The sequence below is a fragment of the Aureimonas endophytica genome (assembly GCF_014642635.1).
GTDB classification, from domain to species: Bacteria; Pseudomonadota; Alphaproteobacteria; order Rhizobiales; family Rhizobiaceae; genus Plantimonas; species Plantimonas endophytica.
Genome location: NZ_BMIQ01000008.1, coordinates 128,048 through 147,255, shown reverse-complemented (window position 1 = coordinate 147,255; position 19,208 = coordinate 128,048). Strand labels below are relative to the sequence as shown.

Genomic DNA, 19,208 nt, shown 5'->3' with positions numbered 1-19,208 from the left:
CATTGCCAGGGGCAGCGCGCATGCCTAAGTCAAGCAGCGCATACCACGAACCGGAGGCAGTGCCATGAACGCTCGAGGCCCGAACCGCGTGCTCGACGACTTTGCCCGCATGATGACCGATGCGGCCGGCGCTGCCCAGGGCATGCGGCGCGAGATGGAGACCTTCTTCCGGGCGCAGGGCGAGCGGCTCGTCGGGCAGATGGACCTCGTCCAGCGCGAGGAGTTCGAGGCGGTGCGCGACATGGCCGCCAAGGCCCGGATGGAGACCGAGGCGCTGAAGCGGCGCGTCGCCGAGCTGGAGGCCCGTCTCGGCGCCGGCGCCGGATCGGTGTCAGGAGCCGGCTCCGCCCCCTTCGCAGGCGACGAGCCGCCGGTCTCGCCGGGCCCGTGAGGGGCGCGAGGAGGGTTATCCACAGCTTGCCCACAGATTTGACGGCGCCCTCCGGCGCGCCGTCACGATGATGAAAAGGTCGGCCCGAGAGTCGGTTAGCGCCTTCGGCTGGCAATCCGATTCAGCCGGGGAGAGCAGAAAGTCCTTAATAATCCCGATCGCCCCTTAAGTCGAAGAATCCGCTTCTGTAGACTGATTCATAAGGGTGATTCGCCGCCGGTTCCGCCGGTGCGAGCCTGGGTCCGGCGATGGTCGGAGCCTTCGTTCGCGCCGGAACGGCCATCGATCAGCCGCCATGACGACGAAGAGGGCGTGCCGCCTTGCGGGTGATCGAGGATACGGAACTGCAGCCGAGACGCGACAATCCGGTCGACATGATCGAACTCGTCGCCTCGGCCCGCGCATGGGAGTTCGAGCGCAATTGCGACGACGAGATCGCGATGGCGGTCGTCGGGCGCTGGACGGACTATTCCGTCTCCTTCGCGTGGATGGAATCGAACGAAGCGCTGCATCTCGGCTGCGCTTTCGATCTGGCGGTGCCGGAGCACCGGGAGGTCGAGGTGCTGCGGCTGCTCGCGCGGATCAACGAACAGCTTCTCATCGGGCATTTCGATCTCTGGCCGAGCGAGGGGGCGGTGATGTTCCGCCACTCGCTGCTGCTTTCCGGCGGCGCCGAGGCGACGAGCCAGCAGGCCGAGCGCCTGCTCGGCGCCGCGCTGGAAAATTGCGAGCGCTTCTATCAGGCGTTCCATTTCGTGGTGCATGCCGGCAAGAGCGCGTCGGAGGCGCTCGCCTGTTCCCTGTTCGAGACGGTCGGCAACGCATGAGCCCGGATCTTTCGGCGATCGGCCGGCTGCTGCTCGTCGGCGGCGGCAATATGGGCGGCGCGATGGCGCGCGGCTGGCTCGATGCCGGCCTGCCGCAGGGCGCGCTGCATCTTCTCGACCCGCGTCCCGGCCCGGCGATGCGGGATCTCGTCGAGGCAGGGCGCCTGACCCATTCGACAGGCGTGCCCTCGGCCACCTTCGATGTCGTGCTTCTCGCGGTGAAGCCGCAGATGATGGCCGAGGTCCTGCCCGGGCTGCGTCCGGTGCTGAAGCCCGGCAGCCTCGTCATATCCGTCGCGGCCGGCACGACGACGGCGACGATCGCCGAAGGGCTCGGCGCGGCGGCGATCGTGCGGGCGATGCCCAACACGCCGGCGCTGATCGGGCGCGGCATCACCGGCTGCTTCGCCGCGCCGGGCGTCGGCGAGGAGGCGCGGCGGGCGGCCGAGGCGCTCCTGTCGGCTTCGGGCCCGGTCGTCTGGGTCGCGACGGAGGCCGAGATCGATCTCGTGACGGCGGTGTCCGGCAGCGGGCCGGCCTATGTGTTCCTCCTGGCGGAAGCCCTGGCTGCGGCCGGCGCCGAGGCGGGTCTCGACCCGGACCTCGCCATGACGCTCGCCCGCCACACGGTCGCCGGCGCCGGCGAACTGATGCTGCGCTCCGACGAGGCGCCGGCGCAGCTGCGCCGCAACGTCACCTCGCCGAACGGCACGACGCAGGCGGCGCTCGACGTGCTGATGGCCGAGGACGGGCTGGCGCCCCTGTTGCGCCGGGCTGTCGCGAGCGCCGCCCGGCGCGCGGCCGAACTGTCGGAGCCGGCCAAATGAGCGCCGAGGCACCGGCGCCGCAGATCGCCTTCGACGATTTTCTGAAGGTCGACATACGGGTCGGCACGATCGTGTCGGCCGAACCCTTCCCGGAAGCGCGCAAGCCCGCCTTCCGCCTGGTGATCGATTTCGGCGAGGCGATCGGCCTCAGGAAGTCCTCGGCGCAGATCACCGTCCATTACCGGCCCGAGGATCTGATCGGACGGCAGGTGATGGCGGTGGTGAACTTTCCGCCGCGCCAGATCGGGCCGATGCGTTCGGAAGTGCTGACGCTCGGCGTGCCGGATGCGGACGGCGCGGTCGTGCTGCTCGCCCCCGACCTGAAGGTGCCGAACGGCGGACGCCTGTTCTAAGCCGGAATCCGCACCAGCGCCCGCAGCCCGCCGAGCCCGCTTTCCGACAGAAGAATGTCCCCGCCATGGCTGCGGGCGATATCCCTGGCGATCGACAGGCCGAGCCCGGTGCCGCCGGCATCGATGTTGCGCGCCGTGTCGAGGCGCACGAAGGGCTTGAACACTTCCTCCCGCTTTTCGGCCGGGATGCCTGGGCCGTCGTCCTCCACGGCCACCGTCAGCCAGCGCCCCTCGCGCCGGGCCGAGACATTCACCCGGTCGGCATGGCGCGTCGCGTTGGAGACGAGATTGGTGACGAGCCGGGTGAAGCTGTCCGGCCGCACCGCGATGAGCGGATCGCCGAGAACCTCCGCCGTGACGGTCTTGCCCTTGCGGGTGGCGTCGTCCTCCAGCCGCTGCAGCATCAGTTCGAGATCGAGCTCGCCGACATCCTCGCCCTGCTCGTCGCGCGCGAAGGCGAGATAGCCTTCCAGCATGCGCTGCATCTCCGCCACGTCGCGCTGGAGCTCGCGCCTGTCCTCGCTGTCCTCCATGAATTCGAGCTGAAGGCGAAAACGGGTGAGAATGGTGCGCAGGTCGTGGCTGACGCCGTTCAGCATCTGCGTCCGCTGTTCGATCTGGCGTTCGATGCGGTCGCGCATCTGGAGGAAGGCGAGCGAGGCGCGCCGCACTTCCGAGGCGCCGGACGGGCGGAATTCCGGCGGCGTCGGCTGGCCCCGGCCGAAGCTCTCGGCCGCGTTGGCCAGCGCCTGGATCGGCCGGATCTGGTTGCGCAGGAACAGGATGGCGATGAGCAGCAGGACGAGCGACGTGCCGACCATCCAGACGATGAAGATATGGGTGTTGGAGGCATAGGCGGCGCTGCGCCGGGCGAAGACGCGCAAGACATGGTTGGGCAGCTGGATGCGGATCTCGACGATGCGGTTGATGCTGCTCGTGTCGATCCAGAAGGGCCGGCTGATCTGATCTCGGATCTGGTCGCTGAGAATGCCGTCGAGGATGTCGAAGATATCGCTGCGGCGCGGCGCCGGCAGCGGGTTGGGCGGCAGGACGTCGATGTCGAGATCGAGCCGGTCCTCGGCGATCCGCTTCACCTCGGCGAAGTCGGTATTCTGCGGAAAGGTCTCGATCATGTCGATCACGGCGGCGATGTCGCGCACGGTGGCGACCGACAGGCGCTGCGTCACCATCTGCCAGTGCCGTTCCATGAAGACGAAGGCGACCACCGACTGGAGGAGGACCATCGGCGCGATGATGATGATCAGCGACCGGCCATAGAGGCCCTTCGGCAATTGCCGGCCGAACCAGCGCGGCAGGTTGCGCAGCGGCCCCTGCATGACGTCGATGGGTTTCGGGCGCGGGAACAGCCGTCGCCAGCCTTCCAGTCCCTCGTTGCGCAGGCGCTCGATCAGCGACATCGGAGGCGATCAGTCCACGTTGAGCCGGTAGCCGATGCCGCGCACCGTCTGGAGCCAGAGCGGGTTGGCCGGATCGCTCTCGATCTTGCGGCGCAGCCGGTTGATCTGCACGTCCACCGTCCGCTCGCCGACCTCCGTCTCGTCGCCGAGCAGGTCCTGGCGCTGGATCGTCTCGCCCGCCTTGCCGGCGAATTGCGCCATGATCTCCTGCTCGCGCTCGGTGAGGCGGATCGTTTCCGATCCGCGCTTCAGCTCGCGCCGGACGAGCGAGAAGGTGAAGGGGCCGAAGCGGACATTGTCGACCTTCAGGACGGGGGTCGGCGTGCCGCGCTTCAGGATGTTGTTGATGCGCAGCACCAGTTCGCGCGGATCGAAAGGCTTGGCGAGATAGTCGTCGGCGCCGGCCTCCAGGCCTTCGATCCGGTGCTCGGTCTCGGAGCGGGCGGTCAGCATCAGGATCGGCGTGTCGCGCTCGGCGGCGAAGCTGCGCACGAGATCGAGGCCGCTTTCTCCCGGCATCATCACGTCGACGACGAGAAGGTCGAAGTCGAGCCCGGACAGGATGACGCGCGCCTCGGCCGCGTCCGCCGCCATGGAAACGCGGAAGCCGCGATCCGACAGGAAGCGCGACAGGAGGCTGCGGATGCGCCGGTCGTCGTCCACCACCATGATATGCGGCGCGTCGTCCTCCGGCGGCATGCGGCCGCTGTCCTCGGTCGGTGCGGATGCGATGCTCATCGCTCACTCTCCTTGGCCGTGCCGATGCCCTGCCGGTCGAACCAGGCGACGGTCGCCGACCGGTCGCCCGCCATTTCCAGAAGGAAACGCGTGATCGGTCCCGAATCGCCGGCATCGGCGGTTTCCAGCGCCGCCTCGATGCGCCGCGCCTGGGCTCGCGACAGTTCCAGCGTCAGGTCGCGGCCACGCTGCGTCGGATAGAGATGGCGCTGGCGGCGATCCTCGCATCCCTGTTCCTGTTCGATGAAGCCGCCATCGACGAGCTGGCGCAACACCCGCGACAGCGACTGCTTGGTGATCTGGAGGAGATCCAGGATGTCGGCCACCGTCATGCCCGGAGCGCGATTGACGAAATGCAGCACCCGGTGATGGGCCCGGCCGAAGCCGTAGCGCTCCAGCACCATGTCCGCATCGCCTGTGAACTCGCGATAGGCGAAGAAGAAGAGCTCGATGATGCGGAAATCGACCTCGCCCGTCGTCGGCAAGGGGTTTCGCACCATCGCCGGTGGGCTGTTCCGGTCCTGTTCAGGCTGCAAAATGCCGGCATCCATCAAAATAGGTCAGCACTATTGACGTATCTGGCGCCCATTGTTACACCTCGTCGCGTCCCTTGGAACAGGGATGCTTCATCGCTTTTCCGGCTTCGACCTCTTGCCGGACAGCCTCTTGCCTGATTCGTTCGCAAGCTGCGGGCGTCTTCTTCCAGGAGACGATGAAGATCGAGACCGGCGGAATTAAGGATGCCGGCCGCAGGAAACACGCGGACAACGAGGAGATGCCCTCGGGGGCATGGGACCGTCATGAGCGCAATTCCATTCGACCAGTTGGACGGCCAGATCTGGTTCAACGGCGAGTTCATCCCCTGGCGCGATGCCAAGATCCACGTACTGACTCACGGCCTGCACTATGCCAGCGCGGTGTTCGAGGGCGAGCGCGCCTATGGCGGCGAGATCTTCAAGCTGCGCGAACATACCGAGCGGCTGATCGAGTCCGGGCGCATCCTCGGCTTCACGCTGCCCTATTCGGCGGAAGAGATCGACACGGCCTGCAGCGAGCTGCTGCGCCGCCAGGGCTTTTCCGACGCCTATGTCCGGCCGATCGCCTGGCGCGGCAGCGAATCGATGGGCGTCTCGGCCCAGAAGAACCGCATCAACGTCGCGATCGCGATCTGGCAGTGGCCGAGCTACTTCAATCCCGAGGAGCGCATGAAGGGCATCCGCCTCGATCTCGCCGAATATCGGCGGCCCGACCCGCGCACCGCGCCCTCTCGCGCCAAGGCGAGCGGCCTCTACATGATCTGCACGATCTCCAAGCACGCCGCCGAGGCCAAGGGCTATGCCGACGCGCTGATGCTCGACTGGCGTGGCCAGGTGGCCGAAGCGACGGGCGCCAATGTCTTCTTCGTCAAGGACGGCGCGATCCACACCCCGACGCCGGACTGCTTCCTCGACGGCATCACGCGCCGCACCGTGATCGAGCTCGCGCGTCGCCGCGGCATCGAGGTGAATGTGCGGGCGATCATGCCGGAGGAGCTTTCGGACTTCAGCGAATGCTTCCTCTGCGGCACGGCGGCGGAAGTGACGCCGGTCGCCGAGATCGGGCCCTATCGCTTCGCGCCGGGCGAGATCAGCCGTCAGCTCGTGTCCGACTACATGGCCGAGGTGACGCCGAAGCGGATCGCCGCCGAGTGACGCTCGGCGAGACGAGGGAAGAGGCGGCCGGCACGCTTTCGATCGAGATCGTGCCGGTCACGCCTTTCCAGCAGAACTGCGCGATCCTGGTCGATCGCGCGACGCTTGCCGGGGTCGTGGTCGATCCCGGCGGCGACGTGGACGAGATCGTCGCGGCCGTCGCCGAGCTTGGCGTCGCGATCGAGGCGATCTGGCTGACGCATGGCCATATCGACCATGCCGGCGGTGCGATGGCGCTGAAGGCGCGGTTGCGGGTGCCGCTCGTCGGCCCGCACGAGGCCGACCGGCCGCTGCTCGAGAATATCGAGCGGCAGGCGCAGATGTTCGGCGTGGCCGGCGCGTTCCGCAATGCCGTGCCGGATCGTTTCCTGACGGAAGGCGAGGTGCTGAGCTTCGGCGGATTGCGCTTCGAGGTGCTGCATTGCCCCGGCCATGCGCCCGGCCATGTCGTCTTCTTCGAGCGCGGCCAGCGCTTCCTTCATGCCGGCGACGTGTTGTTCAACGGCTCGATCGGGCGCACCGATCTCTGGGGCGGCGACCACGCGACGCTTCTCGCCTCGATCCGCGACAAGATCCTGCCGCTCGGCGATGACGTCGCCTTCATCTGCGGCCACGGACCCGGCGGGACGCTCGGCGAGGAACGCCGCACCAATCCCTTCCTGCTCTGATCGGTCGCGACGGGATGCGGGGAGCCGGAGCGTCGCGCCCCGGCCGCCCGTCTCGTCCGTCCTTCATTCGCCCGTGCAGAACCTCGTCCGGCCCTCCGCCGTGCGGAACGTGCCGCGCGCGCGATCGAAATCCGCATGGGTGCGGGCGCAATAGCGTGCCCAGCCTTCCGACCAGGGCTCCAGCACGGCGCGGCCCGCCCCGCCGCGCGCCGAAGCCCGCGGAAGCGCCGCGCCATCGTCCGCCGCCGCGATCCGGATGATTTTGGCCGTTCCGACATAGGTCACCGACACCTTGCCCGCCGCGACCGGCTGGCGGTCGAGCCGCTCGCTCTCGACATCGATGATCCTGGCGCCTGTCGTGGTCGGACGCGTGTCGGATGAGGACGCCTCCGCATCGGCGGGGTCCATGAAATAGACGAAGCTGCCGCCGCCACCGCCCTGGCCGCCGCCAAAGCCGGGATAGACGCCGGCCCGGCTACGATAGGCGGGCAGGGCGTAGGTGCCGTAAGGAACTCCGACTTCGCCGAACTCGACGAAGGAGCCGTGATGGCGACCGTCTCGGGCATGGCCGACAGGCACCGGACGGCGCAGGAATTCCGCGCCCGAATATTGGCTCTCGGCGCCATAGCCCGGACGGGCGTCGCCGACGGGGCGGCCGGGGAAGGGCGCGCGATCGATCGCCGCCGCAAGTCCCGTCTGCGCCAGGAGGGCGCCGCCGACCAGACCGAGCACGGCAGCAAGGCGGATCTTGGAGGGGCGGAAGGGCATGAGATCGCTCCGGTCGAACGGCGAATAGCTTTCGAACGGCAAGGAGTGCAGGCGGCGTGCCAGATGGAATTGCCCCGAAACGGGACAGCGTTCGCTGGCGTTGGGGCATCATCCAGCCGCGCCGGCTCGAAACGGGCTGATGGGACCGTCTCGGAAGGGCACTGATCGACGCAGCCCTCGACGCACGATCGGCGACGAGGACGATTCGGACGTGCCCGATAGGAGTCATCTGAATCGAAGCGAGAACCAAGGCGCGCCGTCGCTTTCTCGATCCGTCGGAGAATCAGGGCGAGTGGCCGGTCGCGAGCTGCCCGCTCAGCGATAGGGCGAAGGTGTCTTTCCGAACGAGAGGCCGTGATTCACCTGCCGCATCGAGCGGATGAGCGCTCCAAGGCAGGGGGGCGCCGTGCGGGCGGAGCCGGCATGTTCACGCGAGCACGCAAGCCGGCAGTCTTCGAAAGGCGATGACTGTATCGAAACGAAACAGGCGTCGTGCCGACCGGGGGAATGGGAACATGCCCCCGGCCGTCTTAGCGATTGGAACGGATCGAAGCCGAAGGTTCGGTTCAGCCGCTGGTCATGAGATTGACGGCCTTCGGGCCCTTGCCGCGCTTATCCGGCTCGGTGTCGAAGGAAACCTTCTGATTCTCGGTGAGACCCGGCAGGCCGGAAGCCTGGACGGCCGAAATGTGGACAAAGATGTCCGGGCCGCCATTGTCCGGCTTGATGAAACCGAAGCCCTTCTCGGTATTGAAGAACTTCACGGTACCTGTCTGCGCCATTTCTACATTTCCAATTCGGGATGTTCGCTTCGCCTTGTCGGCAACTGCAGGCAAGTCTCGAACTTCAAGAAAAGGAAGCGACACATCGCGGTTCCTGCCGGAGGTAGGTACCACCCGGAGCAAGCGTCTCCGATACGCAATCCGCCCAGTCCCATGGTGTTCACAAAATTGCCCAAGCCTACTTTTAATGCAATCGTCGGAAGACATTTGCAAGTAGAACTTTCGTGGCCAGTCCAACGATGCTCGCGCCGGGTGGAGATAAGTTGCCCGAAAGTATAGAGATTTCGCGGAAAGCCCTGGAACCGGGACCCCGGTCCGCGACAGTGCTTCTCGCTGGATTCGGCGCCTTTCCCGGCGCGCCGCGGAACCCGGCGGAGCGCCTCGTCACCTCGTTCCGCCTTACCGAAGGGGAGGTCGGTCGCGATCCCGCCCGAATCGTCCTGCCGGTGGAATGGGGGCGGAGCTGGGGCGTTCTTGCGGCCGAAATCCGCCGGATCCGGCCGGTCGCGGTGCTTCTCGTCGGCTTGAACGCCAGATCCGAGCGCTTTCGGATCGAGCGAGCGGCTTATAACGAACGGGCTCCGGCGCTGGCCGATACGGCGGGCGCGAGGCCGCCGGGGACGCGGATCGGCGAGGGGCCGGCGCGGCTGGCGACCCGTCTGCCCGATGCGGCCATTGGCCGCGCGCTTTCGGCGGCCGGGATCGGCTTCGAGCTGTCGGACGATCCTGGACGCTATCTCTGCAACGAGACGCTCTACCACTTGTGCCGCGAGGGGCCCGGCCTCGGGCTGCGCCATTTCGGCTTCGTCCACACGCCGCTGACGGACGAGATCGCGGCCGAGACCGGCGCGACGCCGGGCGAGGGCCAGGCTTTCGTGCCGGCGCGGGATCTCGATCGTCTCGTGCGCATCGTTCTCGCCTGCCTCGGGGAAGAGGCGGGGCACAGCGAAGCCGATCCGCGCCATGGGCGCGAAATTTTATGCGGAACGATCTCCGAGGCCACGTGTTCTGAAGGCGAACCGCCATCGCGGTAAGGCCAGCCAAGCTGCTGGTTCACAAGCAATATCAGGGAACCGTGTCATGAAGAAGATCCTCATTGCCGCCGCCACGCTCTCGCTCTTCGCCGCCCCGGCCTTCGCCCAGTCCGCCCAGCCGCTGACGCAGGACCAGCCAGTGAACAATGGCGGTGACGCGACGACCCGCACGGGCAGCGCCACCAACAACTGCGACCAGGGCACCTCCACCACCAATTTCGGCGGCTGCGCCTCCGCCGCGACCGGCGGCCTGAACGAGGGCGCCACGACGACGACGGGCGGCCAGGGCACCGGCGCCGGCCAGTTCAACTCGGCCAACACCGCGCCTTCGGCGACCGATATGAACGCCACCGGTTCGGTGAAGCAGGACATGATGCAGCATCCGACGGATGCCAAGCCGGCCAACTAAAGGCAGGCTCTAGTCTCATAACCGGTCTTAAGAAAGCCGTCCTGCCGACCCCGGCAGGGCGGCTTTTGCGCAACTGTCGCGGCTTTCTTGCGTCAGGCTTGCGGAACATTAACCCTCGCCACCCGTTATCATGGCAGAAATGAGACCGAGATCGGCTTGCCGACTCGCCGTCAAAGGACTCCCACGATGACCCGCGTTCTTCTCGCCGCCCTTCTTTCCGCCGCCGTGGTGCTGCCGGCCGCGGCGCAGAACCCGAAGATGCGCGGGATCGAGCCTGTCCGCGCCGAGCGCGTCGCCACGATCGGCGGCCCGATCCAGGATCAGATCTACGCTCCCGGCCTGCCGGGCGTCGCTCTCTCCGCCAGCCAGACCACCGATCGTCCGAGCGGTCCCGGCGGGCTGTCGAACGGCGTCGGCGGCGTCGGCACGCTGATGCCGAACTCCTCCAGCTCCAATGGCCAGCTCCTCAACGACCAGGGCAACGGCATCGGCCTGCCGCTGAACACGCCGCGCCGCTACGTCGACTGAGCCGAGCGGCGGACAAGCTTTTGCGCCCCGCGCGGCGACCGGCCGGGCGGGCTCCTGACATCGGGACGGGGCGGTCCTGAGCGGTCCGACCCTGGCGGCTGCGGCGACCCTTCGCCGAAACCATCTTTCCTGCCTTATCGCCGCGCCGCGATCCCTATCCTCGGGCGCGGCGCGCTTGGTTTTGCCGCTGGCCCGCAAGGGCAGGGCGGCGGGGCGCCGGAGGCCGACCCTCCGACGTATGCATGCGTCAAAAACGGTCCGCCTCCGGCGCCCGCGCGGATGGTTTCGATGCGTGCCCGCCGGATGCCCCTCCGGCAGTCCCCCGAGCCTTCGGCGGAGGGGCTCCCTCCGCCTCAAGGGCGTGATCCGAACATTGTCCCAGCCTCACATTGGCCTTGCGGGTTCCTCGGCTTGCTCCCGGACCGGCTTTCCATCGCCGGACCGGCTCGGGTTTGGCATCGACCGGGCCCCGCGCTTCTCCGGACGAAGCGCCGAACCCGGATCCGCCCGCCACCCCACCCGAACGATCCCGGTGATCATTCGCGCCCATCCGAACGGGGCGGCGGTGCGGTCATCTTCCGCCGGCCAGCGGCCGCGGGGATAGATTTTTTTCGCCGGAACAGGACGAGGCAGGCGCCGTTCGCGGAAAGAACCGGAGACCCGCCATGCCGACCCGCCCGCAAGCCGTCGCCTTCGACATCATCGACACGGTGTTCCGCCTCGACGCACTCGGCCCGGCGCTGGCGGCGCATGGCCTCGCCGTCCCGGATGTCGAAACGCTCTATGCGGCGCTGCTGCGCGATGCGATGGCGCTCGCCTCGGCCGGCGGCTTCGCGCCGCTGCCCGAGATCCTGGGCGGCGCGCTGGACCAGCTCCGCGTCCATCGCGGGCTTCGTCCGAGCGCCGAAGCGCGCGAGGCCGTCGCCGGGGCGATGAAGGAGCTCGAACCCTTCGCCGATGCCGGCGCCGCCTTTCGGCGCCTGAAGGATGGCGGCATCGCCGTCCACGCCCTGTCGAACGGCGCGCGCTCGGCGACGGAAGCCCTGCTGGCGCGGGCCGGCTTCGCCGAGCTCTTCACCGCGGTGCATTCGGTGGAAGGCGCGAAGACCTACAAGCCGCACCCCGCCATCTACCGCGCGGCGATCGCGGCGATCGGTCTGGCCCCGCAGGAGGTCATGCTCGTCGCCACCCACGCCTGGGATTGCCACGGCGCGAAGCGGGCCGGGATGACGGCCGGCTTCGTCCGGCGCGGGCAGGACTGGCCGAAGGCCTTCGACCGCCCGGACGTGACGGGCGAGGACCTCCTCGACACGGCCGAGGCGATCCTGCGCTTGGCGTGACGCTCCGGCCCCGCCGCCCATCCGAATGGCGAGACGATCCCGCCGCGTCCTTCTCCCGAGCCGGGAGAAGGTGCCGGCAGGCGGATGAGGGAGCGCAAGGGCACGAAGATGGGCGATCGGCCGCCGGCTTGGTCGGCTGCCGGCGCCCTCGGCTCCCTCACCCGACCCTTCGGGCCACCCTCTCCCGACTCGGGAGAGGGAGGGCGCGTCCTCGCAGCCGCGCGGCGGCGGTGCGATCGATGGGCGATGGCCCCAGGCCGGCCGAAGGACGGAGGCGGGTCCCGCCGCCGTCTTCTCTCCAGCGGGGAGACGTGTCCGGCGGGGCGACGAGGGGAGGGCGGCGGGGACGGCGCCGGCTGACCACCGACACTTGGTTCCAACCCATCCAAAAGCCGAGAGCCCCGATCTCGATCCCGCCGCGAAGACCGAGCCTTGTCACCGCATCGCCGCCAGCGTCCGCGCGGCCATAGGCTCTTCCGCTGCAGCGGCATTCAGCACCGGGCGGCCGGGCTTGCATGTCGGTGGTTTCGAAGGGAAGGAGGCCTCAAACAAGAAACCCCGCATCCCTTTCAGGTGCGAGGTTCTTGTGGCCCGTTTCGCGCTCGACGCGCGCCGGCCTGAAACTTGGGTCGCCAGTCCATCCGTGGTCGACCCTCGCTCCGAAGCGAGCCATCCGTGAGATGAACCTCGCATGAGAAGCTTGAATAAAGCTTGTCGATGACGGGCCGATGACGAAATTCCGCGACATCCGCACCCCGCCGCGAAAGCGCCGGAGCCATGTATGATGAGGGACCTCATCGATTCGCGACCCAAGGCCCCTCCCGCATGAAGCTCCCGGTTCTCCTCACCCTCCTCGCCAGCCTCGCCCTGTCCGGCTGCCTCTCGAAGGTCCCACCCGAGAAGCGTGCGGGTGATCCGTGGCGGGAGCGGTCGGAGCAGCTGAGTCGGCCGATGGTGGTGAATTAGCCGAGCGTGATACTCAAATTTAGATCGCCTTTGGATAAAGGATCGATCCGCCACTGTAAGTGCCGATTTCGGATTGCTCGATAATTGTATTTTGCTGCTTGGCAGCGTTGGTTAGGAAATCATTGAAATGTGGATGGTGCATCAAGCGACGGATGAAAATATCCAGAAACTACTCAGTTTGAATGAAGATCAATTCAATGATTTCAAAGATAAGGAAAGTGTAGCTAAGTGTACCAAGACCATTAGCGCCTTTGCGAACGCTGATGGAGGGGAACTGTTCATCGGCATCAGAGATGCAAAAGAAAAAGATAGGCTTTCTCGACTGTTTCGTGATCAAGAGGAGGCGAATGGTTGCATCAACGAAATATTCAAGCAGTTCTCGGATGGGCCTGAATACATCAATATTGAATTTCTAAAATTAAGCAACGCCGGATTTTGCTTGCATGTTACTGTTCAGAAGGCTCCGTTCGTGGTGCGTTCATCGGACGGTCGAGTCTTTAGGCGTCAGAACGCTTCCGACATAGAATTGAAGACGATATCAGAGCTTCAACGAATTGAACTTGAAAAGGGTGTCCGCTCGTTTGAGGACTCTGCGGTTGAAGCAGAGCTTCATGAGATCGAAGGATCGCGCGCTGTGCTGAGTTTTCTAGAGAATGTTGTCCCTTCTGCAAGTCTTAAGGATTTCATGCAGAAGGAGCGTTTGATGGCAAAAGATCGGCTTCGTGTCTGCGCCCTCATATTATTTGATGATAATCCGCAGACACTTCTCCCTCACGCTGCAGTTAAAGTCTATAGGTACCGCACACTGGCTAATGAGGGCGACCGAGAGGATCTTGAGGACCAACCCCATACCATTGAGGGCTCGGCGTATGAGGTTATATACGAAACAGTCAGATACACTAAAGAAAAAGTCGAAGCAATCCCAATGCTGAGCGACTTAGGCCTAGTTCAAATTAAATATCCTCCCGAGGCAATTCATGAGGTGATATGTAACGCTGTATTGCATCGCGACTACAGCATCAACGACTATGTGCATGTCAGGATTTTCGATAATAGAATAGAAGTGGAAAGCCCGGGAAAACTCGCTGGTCCGGTCACCATTCATAATATACTTAAGCAGAGATTTGCCAGAAACAAAAAGACCGTTCGCCTTATTGCGAAATTCCCGTCTCCGCCAAATAAGGATGTCGGGGAAGGGTTGAATACCGCTTTCCGTTCAATGCAGCAGTTGAATTTGGGGCGTCCAGACATTGAAGAAACCGATGGAAGTGTTATTGTTCGGCTTAAGCATGAACCCCTGGCCTCTAAAGGAGAGTTGATAATTCAATACCTTAAGAAATCTGGAAGCATCAACAATAAAAAAGCCAGGGAAGTTTGTAATGTGCAATCCGACAGCGTTATTCGAAAACTTTTCCATTCCATGATCGCAGCAGGCGAAATTGAGAAGGTGCCCCATACACGCGGAACCGGAACTAAATATCGAATTCCATTGATGTCGATACACAAGACGAATAGTCGATAATATCCTCGCAGCCCGCAAAATCGAGATAGTGGCGGCGCCTCAAAATCACCGCCCCGGCCGTCCCGTCTTCGACGGCCGGCGCTTCCGGCGCTTCTCGTCGCCCGGATCCTCGTAGGAGCCGATCCCCACGCGTTCGCGGCGCACGGGTTTGGCGTCGTCGGCGCCGCTGGGCGTTTCCGTGCGGCGCACCGTCATTTCGTCCAGCGTGTTCTTGCGGAAGAGCGAGGGGCGGTTCGGGGCGGGGAGGTCGGTGCCGGGGCCCATGTCGTCCAGCGAGGGCTTCTGGAAATAGGTCGAGCCTTCGTCGGGCTTGAGCCGGGCGGCCAGCGGCTCGCCGTTCGGGCCGAAGCGCGGGTTCTGCCGGTTGGGGCCCGAGGATTTCGCGCGCGGCGCGCGGCCGCCGGAATTGCGGGCGCGGGAGGGGCCGCCCTCGCTCTCGTCCACGAACATCGCGACATCGCGCTCGCGCGCCATCGGATCGGCGCCGATGGCGAGTTCCGTCGCCTGAAGCCGCTTGATCTCGTCGCGCAGCCGGGCCGCCCGCTCGAAGTCGAGATCGGCGGCGGCGTTGCGCATGTCTTTTTCCAGATGCTCCAGATGCGCCTTGAGATTATTGCCGACGAGAGCGCCCTCGGCCACCAGCGGGCCGGCCTCCACGCGCATGTGATCCTTCTCGTAATAGGAATCGAGAATATCGGCGATGCGTGCCTTCACGCTCTGCGGCGTGATGCCGTGCTCGGCATTGTAGGCCTCCTGCTTGTCGCGGCGCCGGTTGGTCTCGGCCATCGCCCGCTCCATCGAGCCGGTGACGTGATCGGCATAGAGGATCACCTTGCCGTCGACATTGCGCGCCGCGCGGCCGATCGTCTGGATCAGCGAGGTCTCCGAGCGCAGGAAGCCTTCCTTGTCGGCATCGAGAATGGCGACGAGGCCGCATTCGGGGATGTCGAGACCCTCCCGCAGCAGGTTGATGCCGACCAGCACGTCGAAGGCGCCGAGGCGCAGGTCGCGGATGATCTCGATGCGCTCCAGCGTGTCGATGTCGGAATGCATGTAGCGGACGCGGATGCCCTGCTCGTGCAGATATTCCGTCAGGTCCTCGGCCATGCGCTTGGTCAGCACCGTGCAGAGCACGCGATAGCCCTTGGCGGTCGTCTCGCGGATCTCGCCGAGAAGATCGTCCACCTGGGAGCGGGCCGGGCGCACCTCGACCGGCGGATCGGTGAGGCCGGTCGGGCGGATCACCTGCTCGGCGAAGACGCCGCCGGACTGGCCGAGCTCCCAGCTGCCGGGCGTCGCCGAGACAGCGACCGTCGGCGGGCGCATCGCGTTCCATTCCTCGAAGCGCAGCGGCCGGTTGTCCATGCAGGAGGGCAGGCGGAAGCCGTATTCGGCCAGCGTCGCCTTGCGGCGGAAGTCGCCGCGATACATCGCGCCGATCTGCGGGATCGTGACATGGCTCTCGTCGATGAAGACCAGCGCGTTGTCCGGCAGATATTCGAAGAGCGTCGGCGGCGGGTGGCCGGGCTGGCGGCCGGTGAGATAGCGCGAATAGTTCTCGATGCCGTTGCACGAGCCCGTCGCCTCGATCATCTCGATGTCGAAGGTGACGCGCTGTTCCAGCCGCTGCGCCTCGAGCAGCCGGCCGGCCTTCTCCAGCTCGACCAGCCGCAGGCGCAGCTCCTCCTTGATCGCCTTCACCGCCTGCTGCAGCGTCGGGCGCGGCGTCACGTAGTGGGAATTGGCGTAGATCTTCACCGACTTCAGGTCGTCGGTCTTCTTGCCTGTCAGCGGATCGAATTCGTGGATCGCCTCGATCTCGTCGCCGAAGAGCGAGATGCGCCAGGCGCGGTCCTCCAGGTGGGCGGGGAAGATCTCGATCGTATCGCCGCGCACGCGGAACGAGCCGCGGGTGAAGTCCATGTCGCGGCGCTTGTACTGCTGGGCGACGAGATCGGCGAGGAGCTGGCGCTGGTCCAGCCGGTCGCCGATCGCCATCTGGAAGGTCATCGCCGTATAGGTCTCGACCGAGCCGATACCGTAGATGCAGGAGACCGAGGCGACGATGATCACGTCGTCGCGTTCGAGCAGCGCGCGCGTCGCCGCGTGGCGCATGCGGTCGATCTGCTCGTTGATCGAGGATTCCTTCTCGATATAGGTGTCCGAGCGCGGCACATAGGCTTCCGGCTGGTAGTAGTCGTAATAGGAGACGAAATACTCCACCGCGTTGTTCGGGAAGAAGTTCTTGTATTCGCCATAGAGCTGGGCGGCGAGCGTCTTGTTCGGCGCCAGGATGAGGGCGGGGCGCTGCGTCGCCTCGATCACCTGGGCGACGGTGAAGGTCTTGCCCGAGCCGGTGACGCCGAGCAGCACCTGCGTCTGCTCGCCCTCCTGGATGCCGGACACGAGCTCGGCGATCGCCGTCGGCTGGTCGCCGGCCGGCTGGAACTCCGATTCGATCTTGAAGCGGATGCCGCCTTCCGACTTGTCCGGCCGGGCCGGGCGGTGCGGCAGCCACATCTCGCCGTTCTTGAACAGCGGATTGCCGCTCTCGATCAGCTTCGACAGCGCCTCCACCGTGGCGGTGACGCCGGATTGCGGCAGGGCGCTCGCGTCTTCCAGGCTGACATTCATGCCGGCGACCGGATTGAGCCCGGCCTTCGCTCGCTGCTTCGGATCGGTGGTCGCGCCCATCGAGGTGCCGCGCGCCGATTTCACCGGCTTCGGCGCCGCTTGCCTAGCCGGCTTCGTTTCGGCCCTGGCGCTTTTCTTCGCGGCGGCCTTCTCGGCCTGGACTTCCAGATCCTGGGCGATCTGGTCGGCCCAGCCGGAGATCGGCCCGTCCAGCGGCGCGCCCTCGAAACCCGCCTGCGGCGCCTCGCCGAAGCCGGGATGGAGCGGTTCGGAGGCGTCCGAATAGTCGAGGATCGGCGAGCGGCGGGGCTGCTTCTGGGTGGGCTTGGCCATGGCGCCAATATGGAGAACGGAACGCGAATGAGAAAGGGGGGCGACGCACCGAACCGGCGGCGTTCACCATTCGCTTACCATCTTTGCCCATAGTCCTGCCCATCCGCTCGAGTGCCGCGGAAGAGGAGGCCATCCCATGATGTTTCGTTTGGGCGGATGGCCCGCAGCCGCGTCCGTCGCCGTGTGTGTTGCGGCGACGGGCGCCGTGGTCGCCTTCGCCGAGGATGTCGATCCCTCGCTGATCACCGGCTCCACCCGTCTCGTCTGGGGCGGCCCGGTGCCGGAGCCGGCCAAGCCCGGCGAGCATCTCGTCTATGTGCCGTCCATCGGCCTCAACGGCGAGAAGCCGGTGCCGCAGGTGCAGGACATCATCCAGGCCCCCTATGTCGACGGCATCCGGCCGCCGAAGCCGCATGCGCCGGTGCTCGTCGCGCCCGGCGAGGAGGTGGAGGAGGGCGAGGGCCGCGAATCGGAGGGCGAGGCGGATGAGCCGCCGGCCCGCGCCGCCAAGCCCTCGAAGCTCGCGAAGGCGCAGGCCGCCACGCCGCCGCGCGCCGCCGCGCCGGTCGTCCCGCCGCCGCCGGAGGAGGACGAGGCCGTCGCCTATGCGCCGCCGACCGTCGATCCCTGGGACGGGCTGAAGAGCGTGACGCCCGGCCTGCCGAAGCCGCGCCGCAACGCCGCGAAGTCGCTGCCGAGCTATGCCTCGCTGGAGCCGATGCCCTCGGCGCGCAGCCGCACCGATGCCAGCGACCTGCCGGGGCGCGGCGCGCTGGAGGACGAGACGCCGACCGGCTACCAGACCATGCCGCGCATGGAGGCCATGTGCCGCAAGGCGCTCTCCAAGCTCGGCGTGCGCTTCGTCGACGTGCGCTCGATCGGCCAGGGGCGGAGCTGCGGCATCGAATATCCGGTGAAGGTGACGGAGATCTCGCCCGGCGTCGCGATGAAGCCGGCCGGCGTCCTCAACTGCATGGCCGCTCTGCGCGTGTCGCAATGGGTGTCGAACGAGGTGAAGCCGGCGGCGCAGTCGGCGCTGTGGAAGAAGCCGATCGCGCTCTACAACGCCTCGTCCTATCGCTGCTCGCGCATCGCCGGCACGCGGACGGTCAGCGAGCACGCCTCGGGCAACGCCATCGACGTCGCCGGCTTCCAGCTCGCCGACGGCACGAATTTCGACGTGCGCAAGAAGGGCGTCTTCGACGTCAGCGAGAAGAGCTTCCAGCAGCGCGTGCGCACCAGCGCCTGCCGCTATTTCGGCACCGTCCTCGGCCCCGGCTACAACCGCGACCATGCCGACCATCTGCATCTCGACCTGAAGCAGCGGCGGCGCGGGGTGTGCAAGTAGGCCGGCCTTCTCGAAATACTGGTCGATCGGCCGAAGGGCGCCTTTCCTCTCCCCAGCGGGGAGAGGGTGGACGCGAAGCGGCCGGGTGAGGGGCACGCGGCGGTGGAGATTTTTCAGAGGCCGCTCGGCTGCGCCGACCCCTCATCGCCTGCCGGCACTTCTCCCCGCAGGGGAGAAGAAAGCGGTGGCGCGGCTTCGTCTCGCAAGGCACCGAAGAAGCAGCCGATGCCGGCGTGCGGCGGCGAGGCAACCGCGTCCCTCTCCCGAGTCGGGAGAGGGTGCCGGCAGGCGGGTGAGGGAGACGTAGGGCGCAAGCGTCGACACCTGCCATGGGGCGCAAACGCCGGCGCCCGTCATTCCCTCATCCCGCTGCCGCGACCTTCTCCCGGCTCGGGAGAAGGAGGAAGCTTTGCGGCTTCCACCTCATTCGGAGCCGGAGAAGCGGTTGATGCAAAGCACCTTGGGGGAAGGAAAGGCGCCTCTCCTTTCCCCAACGGGGAGAGGGTGGCCCGAAGGGCCAGGTGAGGGGCAGGCGGCGGTGGAGATGATCCACAAGCCGCTTGGCTGCGCCGACCCCTCATCGCCCTGCCGGGTACGTCTCCCCGCAGGGAAGAAGAAAGCGGCTTCGATG

At 66.3% G+C, this 19,208-nt stretch carries 18 protein-coding genes and 2 pseudogenes; 13 read left to right on the top strand and 7 right to left on the bottom strand.

Features of this window, described 5'->3' with window-relative positions; genetic code table 11:
- Positions 1-64 precede the first annotated feature (64 nt).
- From IEY14_RS21350 to IEY14_RS21335, 4 genes are all read left to right on the top strand, one after another.
- Positions 65-391 (top strand): accessory factor UbiK family protein, encoded by a 327-nt coding sequence (locus IEY14_RS21350; RefSeq protein WP_188912135.1) that lies wholly within the window; start codon positions 65-67, stop codon positions 389-391.
- Positions 392-720: 329 nt separating this feature from the next.
- Positions 721-1,218: a type III secretion system chaperone family protein gene (locus IEY14_RS21345; protein ID WP_188912340.1), complete on the top strand. Its 498-nt coding sequence runs from the start codon at positions 721-723 to the stop codon at positions 1,216-1,218.
- Complete coding sequence (proC, locus tag IEY14_RS21340; protein ID WP_188912133.1) at positions 1,215-2,045, top strand: pyrroline-5-carboxylate reductase; 831 nt, start codon at positions 1,215-1,217, stop codon at positions 2,043-2,045. The genes IEY14_RS21345 and proC overlap by 4 nt, the downstream gene beginning before the upstream one ends.
- Positions 2,042-2,398 carry a tRNA-binding protein gene (locus IEY14_RS21335; RefSeq protein ID WP_188912131.1) on the top strand — a complete coding sequence of 119 codons (357 nt, stop codon included), beginning with the start codon at positions 2,042-2,044 and terminating at the stop codon, positions 2,396-2,398. The genes proC and IEY14_RS21335 overlap by 4 nt, the downstream gene beginning before the upstream one ends.
- On the opposite strand, the gene IEY14_RS21330 is transcribed toward IEY14_RS21335, so the two are convergent.
- The 3 genes from IEY14_RS21330 to IEY14_RS21320 form a co-directional block, all read right to left on the bottom strand.
- Complete coding sequence (locus IEY14_RS21330) at positions 2,395-3,735, bottom strand: ATP-binding protein (protein ID WP_188912338.1); 1,341 nt, start codon at positions 3,733-3,735, stop codon at positions 2,395-2,397. The genes IEY14_RS21335 and IEY14_RS21330 overlap by 4 nt on opposite strands.
- Before the next feature lie 90 nt (positions 3,736-3,825).
- Positions 3,826-4,554, bottom strand: a complete 729-nt coding sequence (locus IEY14_RS21325) for a response regulator (RefSeq protein ID WP_188912129.1) — start codon at positions 4,552-4,554, stop codon at positions 3,826-3,828.
- Complete coding sequence (locus IEY14_RS21320; protein WP_244639618.1) at positions 4,551-5,054, bottom strand: MarR family winged helix-turn-helix transcriptional regulator; 504 nt, start codon at positions 5,052-5,054, stop codon at positions 4,551-4,553. Before IEY14_RS21320 ends, IEY14_RS21325 begins: the two co-directional genes overlap by 4 nt.
- Positions 5,055-5,354: 300 nt before the next feature.
- Here IEY14_RS21320 and IEY14_RS21315 point away from each other — a divergent pair, with 300 nt between their 5' ends.
- Together IEY14_RS21315 and IEY14_RS21310 are read left to right on the top strand one after the other, a co-directional pair.
- Positions 5,355-6,245 (top strand): branched-chain amino acid aminotransferase, encoded by an 891-nt coding sequence (locus IEY14_RS21315; protein WP_188912125.1) that lies wholly within the window; start codon positions 5,355-5,357, stop codon positions 6,243-6,245.
- Positions 6,242-6,913 carry an MBL fold metallo-hydrolase gene (locus IEY14_RS21310; protein ID WP_188912123.1) on the top strand — a complete coding sequence of 224 codons (672 nt, stop codon included), beginning with the start codon at positions 6,242-6,244 and terminating at the stop codon, positions 6,911-6,913. Before IEY14_RS21315 ends, IEY14_RS21310 begins: the two co-directional genes overlap by 4 nt.
- Before the next feature lie 63 nt (positions 6,914-6,976).
- Here the strand turns inward: IEY14_RS21310 and IEY14_RS21305 are convergent, their stop codons facing one another.
- Together IEY14_RS21305 and IEY14_RS21300 are read right to left on the bottom strand one after the other, a co-directional pair.
- Positions 6,977-7,681 carry a BA14K family protein gene (locus tag IEY14_RS21305; RefSeq protein WP_188912121.1) on the bottom strand — a complete coding sequence of 235 codons (705 nt, stop codon included), beginning with the start codon at positions 7,679-7,681 and terminating at the stop codon, positions 6,977-6,979.
- A gap of 566 nt (positions 7,682-8,247) precedes the next feature.
- The gene (locus IEY14_RS21300) at positions 8,248-8,463 is read right to left on the bottom strand and encodes a cold-shock protein (protein ID WP_188912336.1); all 216 of its coding nucleotides are present in this window, start codon (positions 8,461-8,463) and stop codon (positions 8,248-8,250) included.
- Positions 8,464-8,786: 323 nt separating this feature from the next.
- Between IEY14_RS21300 and IEY14_RS21295 the strand changes: the two genes are divergently transcribed.
- From IEY14_RS21295 to IEY14_RS21270, 6 genes are all read left to right on the top strand, one after another.
- Positions 8,787-9,497: a pyroglutamyl-peptidase I gene (locus tag IEY14_RS21295; RefSeq protein ID WP_188912120.1), complete on the top strand. Its 711-nt coding sequence runs from the start codon at positions 8,787-8,789 to the stop codon at positions 9,495-9,497.
- 46 nt (positions 9,498-9,543) lie between these two features.
- Positions 9,544-9,906, top strand: a complete 363-nt coding sequence (locus IEY14_RS21290) for a hypothetical protein (RefSeq protein ID WP_188912118.1) — start codon at positions 9,544-9,546, stop codon at positions 9,904-9,906.
- A gap of 186 nt (positions 9,907-10,092) precedes the next feature.
- The gene (locus IEY14_RS21285; protein WP_188912116.1) at positions 10,093-10,434 is read left to right on the top strand and encodes a hypothetical protein; all 342 of its coding nucleotides are present in this window, start codon (positions 10,093-10,095) and stop codon (positions 10,432-10,434) included.
- A gap of 665 nt (positions 10,435-11,099) precedes the next feature.
- Positions 11,100-11,774: a haloacid dehalogenase type II gene (locus IEY14_RS21280; RefSeq protein WP_188912114.1), complete on the top strand. Its 675-nt coding sequence runs from the start codon at positions 11,100-11,102 to the stop codon at positions 11,772-11,774.
- 825 nt (positions 11,775-12,599) lie between these two features.
- Positions 12,600-12,740 (top strand): hypothetical protein, encoded by a 141-nt coding sequence (locus IEY14_RS21275; RefSeq protein WP_188912113.1) that lies wholly within the window; start codon positions 12,600-12,602, stop codon positions 12,738-12,740.
- A 127-nt stretch (positions 12,741-12,867) separates the two neighbouring features.
- Positions 12,868-14,262, top strand: a complete 1,395-nt coding sequence (locus IEY14_RS21270) for an RNA/DNA-binding domain-containing protein (RefSeq protein WP_188912111.1) — start codon at positions 12,868-12,870, stop codon at positions 14,260-14,262.
- Positions 14,263-14,307: 45 nt separating this feature from the next.
- On the opposite strand, the pseudogene IEY14_RS26330 reads toward IEY14_RS21270, so the two are convergent.
- Both IEY14_RS26330 and uvrB read right to left on the bottom strand, forming a co-directional pair.
- A pseudogene (locus tag IEY14_RS26330) lies at positions 14,308-14,556 on the bottom strand (hypothetical protein); the annotation flags it as partial.
- 164 nt (positions 14,557-14,720) lie between these two features.
- Positions 14,721-17,229, bottom strand: a pseudogene (uvrB, locus tag IEY14_RS21265) (excinuclease ABC subunit UvrB); the annotation flags it as partial.
- 136 nt (positions 17,230-17,365) lie between these two features.
- On the opposite strand from uvrB, the gene IEY14_RS26025 reads away from it, so the two are divergent.
- The gene (locus IEY14_RS26025) at positions 17,366-18,577 is read left to right on the top strand and encodes an extensin-like domain-containing protein (RefSeq protein WP_244639617.1); all 1,212 of its coding nucleotides are present in this window, start codon (positions 17,366-17,368) and stop codon (positions 18,575-18,577) included.
- Positions 18,578-19,208: the final 631 nt, after the last annotated feature.